The sequence below is a fragment of the Paenibacillus sp. sgz302190 genome, from assembly GCF_059820445.1.
Window position 1 is genome coordinate 14,462 of record NZ_JBZYAO010000060.1, and the last position, 16,525, is coordinate 30,986.

Annotated in this window: 15 protein-coding genes and 4 tRNA genes; 5 read left to right on the forward strand and 14 right to left on the reverse strand. The window is 52.9% G+C overall.

Features of this window, described 5'->3' with window-relative positions:
* Nucleotides 1-1,042: 1,042 nt before the first annotated feature.
* On the reverse strand, nt 1,043-3,286 hold the full coding sequence (locus tag AC6RNO_RS34795; protein WP_497108236.1) for a helix-turn-helix domain-containing protein: 2,244 nt from the start codon (nt 3,284-3,286) through the stop codon (nt 1,043-1,045).
* Between the two features lie 305 nt (nt 3,287-3,591).
* Nucleotides 3,592-4,182: a permease gene (locus AC6RNO_RS34800; protein WP_474686800.1), complete on the reverse strand. Its 591-nt coding sequence runs from the start codon at nt 4,180-4,182 to the stop codon at nt 3,592-3,594.
* Here AC6RNO_RS34800 and AC6RNO_RS34805 point away from each other — a divergent pair.
* On the forward strand, nt 4,168-4,482 hold the full coding sequence (locus AC6RNO_RS34805; protein WP_497108237.1) for a hypothetical protein: 315 nt from the start codon (nt 4,168-4,170) through the stop codon (nt 4,480-4,482). The genes AC6RNO_RS34800 and AC6RNO_RS34805 overlap by 15 nt on opposite strands.
* A 404-nt stretch (nt 4,483-4,886) precedes the next feature.
* Here AC6RNO_RS34805 and AC6RNO_RS34810 read toward each other — a convergent pair whose 3' ends face one another.
* Nucleotides 4,887-5,753, reverse strand: a complete 867-nt coding sequence (locus tag AC6RNO_RS34810) for a hypothetical protein (protein ID WP_497108238.1) — start codon at nt 5,751-5,753, stop codon at nt 4,887-4,889.
* Nucleotides 5,754-5,877: 124 nt separating this feature from the next.
* Entirely contained in the window at nt 5,878-6,774 is an 897-nt protein-coding gene (locus AC6RNO_RS34815) for a LysR substrate-binding domain-containing protein (protein ID WP_488438445.1), read from the reverse strand.
* Between the two features lie 168 nt (nt 6,775-6,942).
* Here AC6RNO_RS34815 and AC6RNO_RS34820 point away from each other — a divergent pair, with 168 nt between their 5' ends.
* From AC6RNO_RS34820 to AC6RNO_RS34835, 4 genes are read left to right on the forward strand one after another with little or no spacing between them, the layout of a single operon-like run.
* The gene (locus AC6RNO_RS34820; protein ID WP_497108239.1) at nt 6,943-7,950 is read left to right on the forward strand and encodes an ATP-binding cassette domain-containing protein; all 1,008 of its coding nucleotides are present in this window, start codon (nt 6,943-6,945) and stop codon (nt 7,948-7,950) included.
* Nucleotides 7,951-7,965: 15 nt separating this feature from the next.
* The gene (locus tag AC6RNO_RS34825; protein ID WP_497108240.1) at nt 7,966-9,054 is read left to right on the forward strand and encodes an extracellular solute-binding protein; all 1,089 of its coding nucleotides are present in this window, start codon (nt 7,966-7,968) and stop codon (nt 9,052-9,054) included.
* A gap of 8 nt (nt 9,055-9,062) precedes the next feature.
* Nucleotides 9,063-10,739 (forward strand): ABC transporter permease subunit, encoded by a 1,677-nt coding sequence (locus AC6RNO_RS34830; protein WP_497108241.1) that lies wholly within the window; start codon nt 9,063-9,065, stop codon nt 10,737-10,739.
* A complete protein-coding gene (locus AC6RNO_RS34835; RefSeq protein ID WP_497108242.1) occupies nt 10,739-12,034 on the forward strand; it encodes an MBL fold metallo-hydrolase in 1,296 nt (431 codons plus the stop codon). Before AC6RNO_RS34830 ends, AC6RNO_RS34835 begins: the two co-directional genes overlap by 1 nt.
* Before the next feature lie 58 nt (nt 12,035-12,092).
* On the opposite strand, the gene AC6RNO_RS34840 is transcribed toward AC6RNO_RS34835, so the two are convergent.
* The 10 genes from AC6RNO_RS34840 to AC6RNO_RS34885 all read right to left on the reverse strand — a co-directional run bounded on the left by AC6RNO_RS34840 (nt 12,093) and on the right by AC6RNO_RS34885 (nt 15,761).
* Entirely contained in the window at nt 12,093-12,680 is a 588-nt protein-coding gene (locus AC6RNO_RS34840; protein ID WP_474686793.1) for an ATPase, read from the reverse strand.
* Nucleotides 12,673-12,849 carry a hypothetical protein gene (locus AC6RNO_RS34845; RefSeq protein WP_474686792.1) on the reverse strand — a complete coding sequence of 59 codons (177 nt, stop codon included), beginning with the start codon at nt 12,847-12,849 and terminating at the stop codon, nt 12,673-12,675. The genes AC6RNO_RS34840 and AC6RNO_RS34845 overlap by 8 nt, the downstream gene beginning before the upstream one ends.
* Before the next feature lie 226 nt (nt 12,850-13,075).
* Nucleotides 13,076-13,146, reverse strand: a tRNA-Gly gene (locus AC6RNO_RS34850).
* A 5-nt stretch (nt 13,147-13,151) separates the two neighbouring features.
* A tRNA-Pro gene (locus AC6RNO_RS34855) sits at nt 13,152-13,225 on the reverse strand.
* Nucleotides 13,226-13,249: 24 nt separating this feature from the next.
* Nucleotides 13,250-13,326 (reverse strand) — tRNA-Arg (locus tag AC6RNO_RS34860).
* Nucleotides 13,327-13,330: 4 nt separating this feature from the next.
* Nucleotides 13,331-13,405 (reverse strand) — tRNA-Gly (locus tag AC6RNO_RS34865).
* Nucleotides 13,406-13,541: 136 nt separating this feature from the next.
* Nucleotides 13,542-14,240, reverse strand: coding sequence for an AIM24 family protein (locus AC6RNO_RS34870; RefSeq protein ID WP_497108243.1), 699 nt, complete (start codon nt 14,238-14,240; stop codon nt 13,542-13,544).
* A gap of 13 nt (nt 14,241-14,253) precedes the next feature.
* Complete coding sequence (locus AC6RNO_RS34875) at nt 14,254-14,715, reverse strand: hypothetical protein (RefSeq protein ID WP_497108244.1); 462 nt, start codon at nt 14,713-14,715, stop codon at nt 14,254-14,256.
* A 174-nt stretch (nt 14,716-14,889) separates the two neighbouring features.
* On the reverse strand, nt 14,890-15,399 hold the full coding sequence (locus AC6RNO_RS34880) for a ferritin (protein ID WP_474686789.1): 510 nt from the start codon (nt 15,397-15,399) through the stop codon (nt 14,890-14,892).
* 110 nt (nt 15,400-15,509) lie between these two features.
* Nucleotides 15,510-15,761: a DUF1450 domain-containing protein gene (locus AC6RNO_RS34885; RefSeq protein WP_474686788.1), complete on the reverse strand. Its 252-nt coding sequence runs from the start codon at nt 15,759-15,761 to the stop codon at nt 15,510-15,512.
* Between the last annotated feature and the right edge of the window lie 764 nt (nt 15,762-16,525).

Below are 16,525 nucleotides of genomic sequence, written 5' to 3' on the forward strand. Positions count from 1 at the left end.
AGTATGTCACCGTGTCAGCAAATCGAACAATAAACTTGTTTCCGTCATATAAACTGACACAAAACTCACTCAAAGCCTTTCATATGCATCGAAAATATGCAATAAACTTTTTTCTACGATGATTAATGGCATATTACATAACATAATAAAACAAAATCGCCTCGCAGGCGGCAAACAAATATATCCAATCACGCTGAAAAACCGTGACTAGCAAGAACATCAAAAAACCGGATAGCCAAGACATAACCAGCCACACGCCAAAAAACCTGTAAACGCGAGACTGTCTCAGAGAACTTACCCACAAGAGCCGGCGCATCCACTAGACTAATGAGCAGCAAGCCTGCAAATGCGAGACTGTTGGAGAAACCCGTACGTTAGGGGGACAGCACATCTACCTAGCGACGCGGAGAATACCTGCGAAAGCCCAGACTGATGAAACCCGTGCGTTTGGGGATGGCACATCCGTTGGCGACACGGAGAAAACCTGCAATAGCCCAGACTGCTGAAAAACCCGTACGTTAGGGGTAGCACATCTGGCTGGCGTCACGGAGAAAACCTGCAAATGTACAGCTTTTTGCTCGCGCATACGCCGGCAACGAAAAATCCCTGCAAATGTGCAGGAATTTCATCAAACACACGGGCTTAGGCCCGTTTTAATAATAAATTCCTGCACTTTCGCAGGCTTTTCGCCAAAACGAGCCACTTTCACGGAAAAAGCCTGCACTTTTGCAGGTTTTCGGTACCCTGCTGTCCCAGGGCTGCAGCCCCAAGCCGACTTCGCAAACGGCGGGGTATTCCGCGCATCTAGCGACACCCCCGCGCACCGCGCGCAGCTCCCAACGCGCCGCGTTCCGCTGCATGACGGCGGTCGGTCGACCACATGCGGGGGAGCTTTTGCGCCCCTTTCATTGCACCGCCAGGACGCCGAATTTTTCGACATCTTCCGAAAATGCGAGGTCCGCATGCCACACTGCGCGTTTTAGCGCCGGCAAACAAAAACAGCCTGCTAAACTTCCATTTAGCAAACTGTTTCCCCGGTGAGCTATCGATACAGCGCGTGCTTTTTTCTATAATCTCCAGGCGTGACCCCCACCATGCGCTTAAACATCCGCCCAAACGTAATGGAGTTGGAATAGCCGAGCCGTTGAGCAATGTCCTGCTGCGCCAATTCGGTTTCAGTCAGCAAATGCTTGGCTTTCTCAATTCGCAAATCCATCAGAAAATCGACAAACTTCATCCCAAACGCTTCTTTAAACATGTGGCTTACATTCTTCCCGTTAACGCCGAACCTGTCGCTCAAATGTTTCAACGAGAGATCAGGGTCCTCGAAATGCTCCTCGATATAGCTCCTCATTTCGATGATAACGGCTTGATAGCTGTTTGCCTCACAGACGGATACATAAGTCCGGTACAATTCGCCCATAGAACTCGTCATATTTGCTTCAAGCTCCTGCAGTGTGGCACTCTTCCGAACCATCCCCTGCAAACTCGACCGTTCCCAAGCCAGCCGCATGCTTTCTGACGCACCAATTCCGTTTCCGATCTCCCTCTCCAGCAGCTTGATCATTGTTTCAAGCACCATCGCAATATCTTCGTCGCGCAGCTTATATTGCCTGAAGTCGGCAAACAGCTCGGCCAGCTGCGTTCTCCAGCCGTCATGGGTCAGCCGGAACGCTTTGGCAATATCGGCGGCCTTGGGCCAATAGCCGTAAGTTTCCCCCGCAGGACGGCCTGCCAGGTGATCGACCATAATCAACGCTTTGCGATCGCGCGTCAGCTTGTGGCCGAGCGCTTGCAACGCGGAACTATAGGAATGATGCAGCGCCTCCCAACTCCTGACGGCAGAACCTCCGGCAAAAACAAAATCAATGCCCATACGCTCTTCAATCCATCGTTGGCTCGTTTCTATCATGTCGACCAGACGGTCCGGACTATGTTCGCAGTCATGCGGCACCGCGTAAATGATGCCCAACCGGCTGCCGCCGAGCCATTCGTTCCAGACAGATAGATGAGCGCCAAAAAATTCCTGCACGATATTTTGCAGCGCAAGCTTGAGCACCGTCTGATCCTCCGGCACATGCTCAGCCGTAAAGACGTCGTACCGCTCCATTTCGGCGACAATAACGCCCATTTCGCGAATCGGAGCCTGCTCTTGAAACGCCGGCACGCCGTCGTTCCATTCTTCTTCCGTAATCTTGCCCGTACCGTTCATGAGCTCGCTAAACAGTTGCCTACGCCGAATGAGCAGATTGGCATGATGCCGTTGTTCGTAATGCTGCGCCTGCTCGATCAAACCTTCCATAGCTTGCCCTATGAAGGATAAATCATCCACATCCCGGCCTGCGGGAAGGAAGCGGAGCTGAATGGAGTCGAGCTTGTTAATCATCAATTGAATCGGCCTGTAGTTGCGTTTGGATATATAAATCAAGTAGCCGAGAGAAGCAACGATCGTCGCAATGCCGGCGGCAAGCCAAAAGTAAGAAATCAGCGAAACCCAAGCAAACAGTTGGCCGGCTTTTATTCCGCTATGAATACTCCACCCCGTTCCCGGTATGGGAATATCCGAAATGACCTCCCCTCGGTTCGATTCGGCGTTTCCGACATTCATCGGCTCCGAAGACATAACGACAGTCCCTTGTTCGTTGACCACTTGCATCAAAGTTACCTTGTGGTCGCTGAGACTGTTCAGGTTTTCCTGGAGCGCGCGAACATCGACGTTGATGACCGCAATGCCTTGGCTGCCAAAAGGGAGCGGAAGCTTTTTCACCAAAGAAATAACGGGAATTTCCCGTTCCGAATACGACTCGCGAATGCTCCGCACATCCGACCAACGGTCCGTTTGCGGGTGAGTCGACATCGTTGTAACGAAATCCTTATCAAAGAACGCGTTCAGCGTATCTTTTCGATTTTGCATAATAATTAACCCATCGTCCGCACGGTACAAATAAATTGAATGAATCAGGTGGTTGTTCAACACAAGAGCGTTCAAAGCAGAAGATATGTTAAAAAAAAGCAAACCCTCGTCATCGGCCTGCGGCTTGTCATGCTCGGCGAACAGTTTGATTTTATCGTTAGTGGCCAACTCCTCCAGCAGCGCATACTGAATTTCATTCAGCGACCGCGACATCGTGTCCGATACATACGCCGCAGACAGACCGTTCGCCTTTTTTGTCTCTTTTTGCGAAATGTCCGAAACGACAAAAAGGCCGAGCAGCACCATGATAGAAATGGTTAGCAAAAAAAGCGGAAAATACGAAAGCAGTTGTTTTTTATACCACTTTTTCAATGAAACCGACCCCTTCCCCCATCGACGTCTATGTCAGCTTACATACAATTACTACGATCATACTTGAAATTTGTCGAAATTTCAAAAATAATATAACTTAATATGTAATATTATATAACGCAAATAGGCTACCCCCAAAGAAAAACTATACACAGATTTGACTCCCCAAACCGGAAACTCTGCGGCTGCGTGCGGATCTCAGCGCGCGGTGCTGTGCTGCATGACGGAGGCATCGGTCGACCATAACAACGCGTTTAACAAAAAAAAGCGAGTCCCCCTCGCTTTCGGGAACCCGCTTTGTACTATCAACCTGCCATATCCAAAATCAATGCCGACACCAGCAGCAGCGCCATCACGCCTCCGGCAATTCCGGCGCGAAGCAGGCTGCTCTTTGCCGCTTGGCGCGCCCCTGCAAGCCTCGCCCTCCGCATCGCCGAGCGGCCGTACATGACCGCGCCCGCCACGATCAGCGCAGCTTCCATCACCGCGCTGACAGCCGGCCATTGCCACAGGCCGAACCCGAGCAGCGGAAACCCGCCCGCATTACCGGGCAGGAGCGGCAAATCAGCCCGATGGACGAGCAGATCCAGAATCCAGTGGCTGAACACCATCCCCGCAATCGTCCATCCGCCCTTCCGCCCCCAGCGGCTCCAGGCCAGCAAGCCAGCGATCAGCGCAATAAGCACCGCACCGGCGAGCGAATGCGTATAGTCCGCGTGAATCACGCCCTCGCCATACCCCGTACCGTGACTGCTATCGATTGTTTCGACACCCGTCACAAAAAGAGGAACAAAAATAACATCAAGAAGCTGCGTGCTCAGCATCAAAGCCCATAACGGCACCTCAGGGCGCTTCGCTTTCACCGCGGCGGCAAGACCAAAATGTCCGGCAAACATTTACATCCCCTCCCCTTTCGCTTTTCTTTCAATCGAAACATCCAACCAGCCGCACAACCCGCAAAACAAAATCATAAACACAATAAAACTCATTCACGATCCCCTGCCTTCGCCAAAAAAACTAATTATATTAGTATTATAACTAACAACATTAGTTTAAGCAAGCACAAAAAGAAAACCGCCCGCTTTCTTTCGAAAACGAGCGGAGGAGAAGAAGAAAAACGCAAACCAAGCCAGATCGCCCATCTGCCTGCCGGCGTGACTGCCTGCTGGCATGGCCGCTCTCGCATGGCTGCGTGAATGCAAGCGTGAATGCCCCCCTCACGTTAGAGGGGATAGCCACAATTTGCCCGGCTGCACGAAGAAAACCTGCAAATGTACATGAATTTGCGCCCCTGATACGCCGGCCGCAAAGAATTCCTGCAATTGTGCAGGCTTTTTGCCGCACACAAGGCCTTAGGTTCATTTTCAGCGAAAATTCCTGCACAATCGCAGGCTTTTCGCCAAAATGAACCTTCTTCCAAGAAAATTCCTGCACTTTCGCAGGTTTTGCGGGACAGGAAGCATCGGCCGCACCACTCACCGCTCGCAGCACTCAGGCTCCCAGCGCGTGGTGCTGCGCTGCATGACGGCGGTCGGTCTCCCCCACAGAGCAGGCCGACCACCCACCATGCGGCGACGCCCCCGAGCGGCTGCGCCTCGAATTAGTAACGGTCCATGATCAGTTGGGTTTTCAGCGAGTCCTGAGGCAGGAACCAGCCTTTGCCCTGCAAGTAGGCGATCAAGTCGTCATGCTTTTGCTGAGCGGTAGTGCGGCTCGTCGTTTTGAAGGATGCTTCCACGACATATTCCGTGCCGGTGCCGGACGCATTTTTAATCGGCCAAATTTCTATGTACGTTTTCAGACCGCTCCATGTGCCGATGTAACGCTTGGCAAGCACCGGACCGTAGATGCGGGAAGCGTTCAGCATGTCGGTTCCCCAACCGGTATATACCCATTTGTCCATTTTGCCGGGAACATTATTGACCAGCAGCTTGCGGGAATCGCTGGCGGAAGGCAGATCCATGCCGCTGTAGCCGGATTTGCTGTCGGTTTTCACTCTGGACAAGCTGAGCGTCTGATTTTGATAGCCCCATTCGATCTGAGCCTCGTAGTTCGTATCGCTGGAATCGAAGCCTTCCTGATTGGCTTTAGTTAATGCCGCATCGATGCTGCCGTTTGTAATCGGGTAACGCTTTTTGTAAGTCAGTTCAAAATCTTTCTCGCCCTCTGTTTTGCGGACACGGGCAACCCATCCGTTGTCGTAGATGTCTTTAGCGTTCGTGTCCATGAACTGCACGTTCATTTTGGTGACGGTTTCCGGCATGCCGAAGGCGGTGCGGACCGTGCTGTTCAGCTTGTGGTCGGAGTCAAGCACGACGCTTGGGTCGAGCAGCAGCTTAACCTCATAATCGGGCACCATGTTGCTTGCCGCCTTAGCCGGCACAGGCGCACCCAGGGATACTGCCAGCAGCGCCGTACATGCCGTAGCCGCCAGAACGCCGATCCATTTGCTTCTTTGTCTCATCATTGACATCTCCTTCAAAATTGGAATGTGCTTACAACGTAGACTATAGAGAGCAATTGTAATCTTAATGTTCGTGTGATGTGTTGTTTTTGTAAATAAATGGACGCACTCAGCCCCTCCGTTTGTGTTAACCGGACAACGCACTGCGCAGATGACCGATAAACCCGTCCATCAGAGCCGACTGCCGGCGATCCAGATTGTATGCGCAGTACACGTAGCGATTATACACATTTTGCGGAATTTGCCGGGTCAGCAGTTCCCCTCGCTCCACTTCCTTGCGGACGGCCAAACTGGATACGAAAGAAACCCCTTCGCCCAACATGACCGTCTGCTTGATCGCCTCCAGCGAGTCCAGCTCCATATGCGCATTCAGCTCGATGCGGTTGCTCTGCGCCCATTTTGCCGTCATTTGGCGCGTGCTCGATTCCGGACTGTGCAGCAGGAACGGAACCTGCTCCAGTTGATCGGGATACAGTTGGGCATACCGGGCCAACCGGTGGCGCGGGGACAAAATGAGCACCAGCTCGTCCTCGCACAGCGTCTCAGCCATCAACGGCGGCATCTGGAACGGCTCGCTGGAAATGACCCCGAGATCGATCTCGTGATTGAGCAGCATGTCCTTGATGACGGGAGCGGTTTTGACCATCAGCGACAGGCTGATTCGCGGGTAAGCTTTGGCGAACTCGCTTAAAATACGCGGAAGAATGTAGGTGCCCGGCACATAGCTTGCCCCGATTTTCAAAGAGCCTCTGCCGAGCTGATCGAATTCTTTGACGACCCTGACGGCTTCCTGCGCCAAGGAGTTGATTTTGACCGAATAATGGTGCAGCGATTTGCCCGCCTCCGTCAAATGCACTTTGCCCGCGCGGGATTCGAACAATTGAACGCCGAGCTCCTGCTCCAGGCTTTTCATATGAAAAGTGACCGTCGGCTGCTTCAAACCGAGCACATCGGCCACCGCCGTAATTTTTTCATGCTTCTCCAACAGCTCGACAATTTGCAGCTTCAGTAAATTCATGTTCATGGCCCTCACCCTTGCCTCCAGAGATCGTTACGGAACCAGTATAGAAAAAATCTATGGAGTTGAATAGATAGCATTGATATTTTTAACAAATATTTTACTTGGCGATAATATTTCCCTGCATTTCCGCCTGTACACTGAGGCTAGATTGGCAGATGGGAAGGGAAGTTCATGGACGTCGTAATTCAAGGCTTGCAAAAATCGTTCGGACAGGTACGAGCTCTGCAGTCCACGGATCTGCGGATTCGCGAAGGCCGCTTCACCACACTTCTGGGGCCTTCGGGCTGCGGCAAAACAACGCTGCTGCGCATGATCGCCGGCCTGGAGACGCCGGATCGCGGCGAGCTGTTCGCGGGCGACGAGTGCATCTTTTCGAGCGAACGCCGCATCGACAAGCCGGCGAACCGCCGCAGCTTCGGGATGGTGTTCCAGGATTTCGCGCTGTGGCCGCATATGACGGTGTTCGAAAATGTAGCTTTCGGGCTGCGCGCAGCGCGGAAGACGAAAGATCTGAAGCGCCAGGTGCAGGAGGCGATCGACACGGTAAGGCTCGGCGGGATGGAGGACCGCTATCCGCACCAGCTTTCGGGCGGACAGCAGCAGCGGGTCGCCTTTGCCCGGGCGGTCGTGACGCGGCCGCAGCTCGTCCTGTTCGATGAGCCGCTTAGCGCTCTCGATGCTTTGCTTCGGGACGAGATGAGGCTGGAGCTCATCGCGCTGGTGCGGGACATCGGCTTGACCGCGCTGTACGTCACGCACGATCAGACCGAGGCGATGTCGATGTCCGACGAGATCGTCGTCATGAAGGAAGGGCGCATCCTCCAGATCGGACAGCCGGAGCAAATATACGGCGCGCCGGCGCACCCTTTCGTAGCGCAGTTTATCGGCAAGTCGAACTGGCTGGAGAAAGACCGTCGCATGTTTCGTCCGGAACATATCCGGTGGAAGCAAGGCAGCGACATCGGCAGCAGCAGCCCCACCGGGTCAGAGTCCGGGTACGAGACGTACACGGGCACAATCCGCAGCGTCAGCTATTTGGGCGACCGCTACGAAGTGCAGTTGGATATGGGAGCAAGGGGCATATGGACGGCGTACCACCATATCCGCATGCCGGTCGGACAGCAGACGGAGATTTACATATCGCTGCAGCATATTCATCAAATTTCACAACAAATTTAGGGAGGCTTTTTATCAATGAAAAAGGGAACAGGGTTAAAAAACGGAGCGTTACTGGTACTTACGGCCGTGGTCGGTTTCGGAATCGCAGGCTGCGGAGCCTCGCAGCAGACAGCGGCACCAGCAAACAGCGCAGCTCCAAAGACGGAGCAAACCGCACAGCCCGCTAAAGAGACAAAAACAGAAGAAAAGAAACTTAGCGGCAAACTTGTCGTATACAGCGCAGGCCCCAAAGAGCTGGCCGAGAGCATCCAAAAAGGTTATGAAGCCAAAACCGGCGTAAAAATCGAGATGTTCCAGGGCACAACGGGAAAAATTTTGTCTCGGATGGAAGCCGAAAAAGCCAATCCGGTAGTCGACGTAGTGGTGCTGGCTTCGCTGCCTTCCGCACAGGGCCTGAAGAAAAGCGGGCTTACCCTGGAATACAAAGAAGCGAAAAATGCCGACAAATTAATTCCGGAATGGTCGGATAAAGACGGCAGCTTCTTCGGTTACAGCGCATCGGCGCTCGGTATCGGCTACAACACGAAACTGGTGAAAAACCCGCCGAAGGAATGGGCCGACCTGACGAAGGAAGAATGGAAAGGCAAAGTGAACATTCCTGACCCGGCATTGTCCGGCTCTGCGCTGGATTTTGTGACAGGCTATTTGAGCGCCAAAGGCGACGCCGGCTGGGATCTGATCGATCAATTCAAGAAAAACGGCGTTGCGATGGCCGGCGCCAACCAGGAAGCTCTCGATCCGGTCATTACAGGCTCCAAAAGCGTTGTGGCGGCAGGCGTCGACTACATGACTTACCAGGCCAAAGCCAAAGGCGAGCCGATCGATATGATTTATCCTGCAAGCGGCACCGTCATCAGCCCTCGTCCCGCAGCCATTATGAAATCGAGCAAAAACGTGGACAACGCCAAAGCGTTCATCGACTACCTGTTGTCTGACGAAGCGCAAAAAATGGTTGCCGAAACGTACCTGCTGCCAGGCCGCAAAGACGTAGCTCCTATCAACCGTCCCGGCGTCGATCAAATTCCGCAAATGAAAGTGGACTGGAACTGGATGGACAGCAACGGCGATGCCGTCACGAAGAAATTTACGCAGTTGTTCAAATAGAGGCTTGCATGTACAATACACAGACAGTTTCTTATAAAAAATTAGGGATGACGCTTGCCTTGCTGATCTTGGCGATGCTGGTGGTCGTCCCGCTTTTTTTCATTTTTTTAACGAGCGTGCACTCCGGCGAGCAGTTGGATTTGCTGGCTCCGCTGCGTACGATTATGGAAAATGAGCTCGGAGAAGTGTTCTGGAACTCCATCCGGCTCGGTCTGTACGTCGTCGCAGGGACGACAGTGCTGGCGCTGCCGCTGGCCTGGATATTGTCCAGAACAGAATTGAAAAAGCATACCTGGCTCGATATCGTTCTGTTGATTCCGTTCATGACTCCGCCTTACATCGGCTCTATGGGCTGGATTTTGTTCATGCAGAAGAGCGGCTTTATGGAGCAGCTGCTGCCTCCCGCGGCCGTGCTGACGCCGGTCTTTTTCAGCGAGTTCGGCATGATCGCCATTATGAGCCTTCATTTATTTCCGTTTTTGTACCTGATTCTCCGCAATGCGCTCGTACAGATCGGCGGCAGCAAGGAAGAGGCGGCAAGCGTTCACGGCGGCGGCTTCCTGTACAGCTTCAGGCGCGTCGTGATGCCGCTGCTGCTATCCAGCTACGCGATGGGAGCGCTGCTCATCTTCGTCAAAACGATTGCCGAATTCGGCACGCCGGCCACGTTCGGCCGCAAAATCGGTTTCTATGTGCTTACTTCGGAAATCCATAAGTACATTTCGAGCTGGCCGATCGACTTCGGCAAAGCGACGGCGCTCGCTTCGATTTTGCTGAGCACCTGCCTGCTCATCTGGTATATCCAGACGCTCGTCAGCCAGCGGTTTACCTACTCGCTCGTCGGCGGCAAAGGCTCCCGCGGCAAGGTGTACCGCCTGAACGGCTGGACGCGCACGCTTGTATGGCTGTACGTGCTCGGTTTGATCCTGCTGTCCATCGGCGTGCCGTACTTCTCGATCATTTCGGCGTCGTTGATGAAGCTGCGCGGCGTCGGCCTCGCGTGGGGCAACCTGACGCTGCACAACTACGCAGAGCTGCTCACTTGGGGCTCGAAAAGCATGCTGGCCATCTTGAACAGCTTGGGCTTGTCGCTGGTGGCGGCGACTTTGTCCGTCATTCTCGGCACCTATTTCGCCTTAATGATCGGGCGTGCCAAATCGTGGCCGCAGCGCTTGACCGACTTGTTCAGCCTGCTGCCGAATACGGTGCCGGGCATCGTCATCGTCGTCGGTCTGATCCTGCTATGGAATGCGCCCTGGAATCCGATTCCGCTGTACAATACGTACGGCATGGTCGTCCTGACGTATACCGTCTTTTTCCTGCCTTACACGGTACAGTATGTCAAAGCGAATTTCGCCCAGCTGGATGAATCGCTGTTTCAAGCCGGCCGGGTGTTCGGAGGGAGCGCCGCGTACATTTTCCGGCGGATTTTGCTGCCGCTCATCATACCGGGAATGGTCGCCGGATGGATGATGACCTTCACCATCTCGGTACGCGAACTGGTCGCATCTCTTATGATTCTTCCCCCATCGATGGAAACGTCGGCGACGTACATTTTCTCGCAATTCGAGCAGGGCAAAGTGTCGCTGGGCATGGCGATGGCCGTAGTATCCGTCGGACTGACGACGCTCATGCTGCTCGGCATCAACATCTTGAGCGCAAACAAAAAGTGGAGTGTGAAATAATGCAAGCAACCGTATGGGGCGGAGCCGGAGAGCACGGCCGCTCCAGCTATCTGATCGAACATCTTCAAACCCGCGTGCTGCTCGATTGCGGGGTCAAAAAGGAAGGCGCCGGGGAGTACCCCTCCTTATCCGAGCAGACCGTAGCCGCACTGGATGCGGTTTTTTTGTCCCACGCCCATGAGGATCATTCGATGGCCGTTCCTATGCTGTATAAGCTTGGCTACCGCGGCAAAGTCTGGACGACGCGGGCCACGGTCCGGCAGCTGCCTGCCTACTTCGGCGCATGGAAGCAGTACGTCGCTTCCCGCGGAGGCAGCCTGCCGTACGAGGAGCGGCATATCGAGGCGGTTCAATACGCCTATATCGAAGAAGCGGTCGCTCCGGGGGAATGGCTGGCGATCTCGCCGAAGCTGCGCGTCTGCTGGGGCCGCAGCGGCCATCTGCCGGGCTCGATTTGGCTGCTGATGCAGCTGGAGGACCGCCTCGCCTTCTTCTCCGGGGACTATACGGCGGAGTCGGCGCTGCTCGCTGCGGATCGGCCCGCGCTGCCTCCGGCAGCGGAGCGGCGCAATAGGCCGCATCTCCCCGTCGATCTGGCGATCGTCGATGCGGCCTATGCAACGGACCCGGATACGCAAGCTCAAAAGCTTGAGCAGCTAAGGCATGCGATCAGCGAAGCGATCGCGCGGGGAGAAACGGTCCTGCTGCCGGTGCCGACCTACGGCAGAGGCCAGGAGCTGCTGCTGTGGGCGCAGGAGACGTTTGCGGACACTCGCATCGTCGTCGAAAAAGAGCTCGTCGACGCGCTCGGCCAAATGCTGCAGTGGACAGAGTGGCTGCAGGAAGGCGCTGCAGCGCGCATAGAGCGCGGACTGCGCCATGGGCGCATGGTCACGGTAGACCATGAGGCGCAGCGCGTACAGGCGCTGGGCGGCGCTGGGGGCGCCATCGTGTTTACGAACGACGGCATGATACAGTCGCCGCGCTGCCTCTGGTACCACGAAACGCTGCAGCAGCGCGGCGGTTACCGCGTCATTTTGACCGGCCACCTGGCCCAGGGCAGCTTGGGCCGGCGCTTGCTGGACAGCGGCGACCCTTGCGCTAGCTTCGTCCGGTACAAGGTGCACCAAGGCATGCCGGACGTAAAATCGATGCTGGCCGCGCTGCCAAGCAAACAGACGGCGCTTGTCCACGCGCGCAAAGCGTCCACAGACGCATTGTGCGGCATTTTAGCCGCGGAGGGGTATGCGGGGCTGCATTCCCTGGTTATCGGGGACACGTTGACCGTAACCTGAGATTTTCCAAAACAAAACGGCCAGTGCGCGATCGCTCTGGCCGTTTTTGTTTGCTATCCTAAAATTCAAAATGGTGCACGATATTTTGAACCCACAAAGGGAGCTGGGCAACCTGATATTTCAGGACATTATGCTCTGTTTCCAACACGATTGTTCCAGCCGAGTCGCTATTGTCAATAACAATTAAGTGATCAATGAGCTGCTGATGGGAAAGCAGGTTTTGAATTGATGTTGTATGCCTTCTTATGATATCCTCAGTCGGAATATGGTGACCGCCATTCTGAACTCGAGCAGCAACCCGTTCGATGTTAAGCCGATAGTCTCCAAGTCCAACATAAAACATGGTGATCTCAAAGCCATGCTCTCTAGCATCTCTCATGAGTCGAATCACGTTTCCGCCAGCTAAGGTGGTTTCTACAGAAAAGTCACGTTTGTTACGTATACAGTCCCTAGCAAGTTTGATCGCTTCTTTCCCCGCAGATACTTTACGGCTATCCGGATAGTCTGCATCGATCCCGCGAGCCAAGGCATCGGGATCAATGTTGACACTAATTCCAAGACGGTCTACAAGCAAATTTCGAATCGTGCTTTTGCCACTACCGTTATTTCCGGCAAATACATACATGACTGCTACGGGCTCATTCATGAGGTAATTCCTGATCGCTTATTGGTATGATATCGCCATTTGTGTACTCTTTTACAATCTGTCCTTTATCTGTTTTATATACAATGTAAGTTCCGTTTGCTTTTGCATCCAGCTTTGCCCGCTCGCCTGTAAGCTTGATTAATTTATGCAAGTCTTGGACACGGATCATCGTAATTTCACCTTCCATCCCGTATGAAATCTTACTAGTATTATACCATAACTGCCACTATGGATTCAGATAGAGTCTCTTGGGGACCGTTTTTTCAGGGGTAAATCTACGGCAATCGCGCTCGAGATTTCGATCTGAGAGCATTTTTCCCCGCCGCTGCTCGCCGAAAAAACAAAAAAACCTCGCTGCGCAATATGCAGACAAGGGTTTTAAGCTTTTCTTATGAAGCGGGTGATGGGAATCGAACCCACGCTACCAGCTTGGAAGGCTGGAGTTCTACCATTGAACTACACCCGCGCGTATCGGGACGACACGATTTGAACATGCGACCCCCTGCTCCCAAAGCAGGTGCTCTACCAAGCTGAGCTACGTCCCGATAGTATGAAGCTTAGTAAAGAAATGGCGTGCCCAGAGAGATTCGAACTCCCGACCTTTTGATTCGTAGTCAAACGCTCTATCCGGCTGAGCTATGGGCACTTAATGGAGCGGAAGACGGGATTCGAACCCGCGACCCTCGCCTTGGCAAGGCGATGCTCTACCCCTGAGCCACTTCCGCATGGGTCATTCTGCTTGCCGTTCTCGTAATGTTTCTCAGAAGCGACAAGAAATAATATATCAGTATTTGCGAGAAAAAGCAAATGTTTTTTTAAAAAAATTTTTTCCAATGTTTATTTTCATTTTAAATTGAATCGTCATTTGATAAAAACCCCGCCGAACGGGATGACTTCCAGCGCGATTCGCTTCAGCAGGCTGTCGCTCTGCATATGTCCGTCCAGCTTGCGGTCGGGCTTGCAGGGCTGCAGAAGAACGGTCCCCCTGCCTGTCATCTCCCAGTGGTAGTTCATGTGCTGGCTGGCAAGCGTGTTCCCGTACACGCACGGACGCAGGCTCGCCTGCTGCGGATAAGCGACAAGGCACGCGGTATCGACGTACAGCGGCCGTTCGGGGTGAAGCTCCATGGCATACAGCGGCCCTGTTGTCATCAGCCCCAGCATGCCCGGTCCCTTGAATTTCATTTTCACAAAATCCTGTGTCAGGAGCGAGTTTTTCACGCTTTGAATATGCGAAGAGAAGCTCACGCCGTCGGTGAAAAACAACACATGGCGGAATTCATACAGGAGGTCGTCTTCGGTGCCAAGCGTAATCACTTTCAAATAGTATCCCTCGGGAAGTCCCAGCATAAACCTCGCAGGCCCATGAATCCGCGATTGGATCAGGCGCTTTTTTCGGTACATGCCGGGAAGCTTCATCAAGGAATCCTCTCTTTGCCCTGACAGCCCCTGAAAGGCGGCAATTTGATTCGGGTGCAGGACGTGAACGGATTCGTTAGCTTCGACAGCCAAAGTGGCCATACGGGCATGTTGATCGGCTTGCTCGAATGTCAGCTCCATATGGGCCGGCCTCCTATCGTAATCTTACTCTCTTCTTCTGCCTGCGCCAGACGATAAGGCGAACGATCCGTCCCAGCACAAAATATAACACCAGCAGCGCTATCGCCGCCGACACTATGTAGGCGATTTTCCGGTTTCGCGCTTCCTTGTCGAGGGCAAGCTGTTCCATGGCCTGCAGACGCTTTTGCAGTTGATCGTTTTCTTGCAGCAACGCTTGATTTTGCGCCAGCAGACGCTCCTCGGTTTCCTGGGAGCGGCGCATCGCTTCCGACAGCTTGTCTTTTTGCTCTTCCAGCTGCTGTTTCGTAGCTTCATAGTCTTTTTGAATCTGCTCCACATTGTCAGGCAGCTGATAAATGTCCCTGATCCGGTCCAGCCAACCGGAAGCCGCGGCAGGAGCGGAATACGAGCAATTGACCGCTATGAACAGCACGAATACAATAAGTCCAATTCGAAAGCTCCTACGATTTTGCACAGTATCCCCCGTCCCCCGGCATAATCCGACGTTTCATAACAATATCTTTATCTCTATCATACTGCAAAACTGCTTCTGAAACCAATGAAACAACGCCCCGCGCAAAACCAAAAAACTTGCCCTCTCTCACAAATGTGTTTGTGAAAAAGAGCAAGCTTTTTCTGAAATCGTATCTTATTCCGCGGCCGGAGGAGTGAAAGTGCGCTGTGCAAATTCGGCATCCATCATAAAGAATGCGTTGCTGTCCTGATCGATCCGCTTCAGTTTGTTGATGATGCTGTCGAACATGGCTTCCTCTTCCACCTGCTCGTCAATGAACCATTTTAGAAAATGAATCGTCGCATGCTCCCTGTCGTTCAGCGCCAAGTCGGAAAGATGGTAAATCCGCCGGGTTACCTCTTGCTCATGTTGGAAGGCATGCTCAAAAGCGTCCAAAATCGATCTATACTCGTTTTGCGGCGTCTCCATTCCGCTGAAGGAAACTTTTTTCCCGCGGTCATTAATAAATTTGAAAATTTTCATCGCATGGAACCGCTCTTCTTCGGCTTGTACGATAAAAAAGTTTGAAAAGCCGTCGAGGCTCTCCGCGGCGCAATAACCGGCAATGGCCATGTAGACGTGCGCAGAGTAAAATTCGTAATTCATTTGCTCGTTGAGAGCTTCAGTAAGTGTATCGTTCAACATCTTTGCACACCTCTCTTATGGTTATCTTTTACGTATTCCCCACACATACAAGATTACCAGAATTGCACCAAGAAATACAAACGGAAATAACAGCTTCAGCAAATCGGTATTCATGCCATCACGCTTTCCGCTCTGGATTCGGCAATGATTTGTTTGAGCTGCGCGTATAACAAGTCGGGAGAGGCCGCGCACAGCAATTCCGATTTGCCGATCATGGCGATGCATTGTTTTTTGCAGTGCTTGCAGTTGCCCAGACAGTCTTTTTTCTTCTGTTTCAAGTCCGGATATTCGTTTTTCAACGATTTATATATTTGTTTGGAGCCGAGTTTTTCATTTCTGCAGCAGTATTTGATCGTTTTCATGTATCCCTCTCCCCGCGCCTGGCTTGATACCGTCACTACTCATAATATTGATAATAATTATCAATGTCAATCAAAAAAACGGACGGCCCGGCCAACTCGCCGGCGATGAGATAAACCGTCAGGGAAATTCACCGCTCGCGCACCCTGCGGGTGACAAACGATTACATCCAACCGGAAATGGATCATCGGCATCACCGGCATAGTATAAAAACTGTGAATGACCAATATCACCAGCCACCCGCAGATACCTGTAAAAAGAGGCTTTCCAAAAACTTGCCCACTGTCAGTTGAGCACGCAAAATCTGCGAAAGTCAGGCAGTGGAGCTCGCGCGCTGAGCCGGATGGACTAGCCACCTTGCTGTCTGGCTGCGCGGAGAAAGTCCGCAAAGTGCAGGTTTTCGTTCGTTCATACGCTGGAGACGAAACATTCCTGCAATTGTGCAGGCTTTTTACCATTATCGAAAATCCCTGCTGCACCCTGCCTACCTGCACGAAGAAAACCTGCAAAAATACATGAATTTGCGGCCCTGATCATTGTCCACGAACAATTCCTGCAAAAGTGCAGGCTTTTCACCGAACAAATGGACACAGACTCACTTTCAGCAAAAATTCCTGCGCTTTTGCAGGTTTTTCGCCAAAACAAGCCAATTCCGCATGAAATACCTGGTCGAGTAGGCGGGGCCTTTCCTTCTCGGATTGTGCCCCATACCCCTCTCAGATCCGTACGTGCGCAATTCACGCATACGGCTCCTCACTTCGATCAT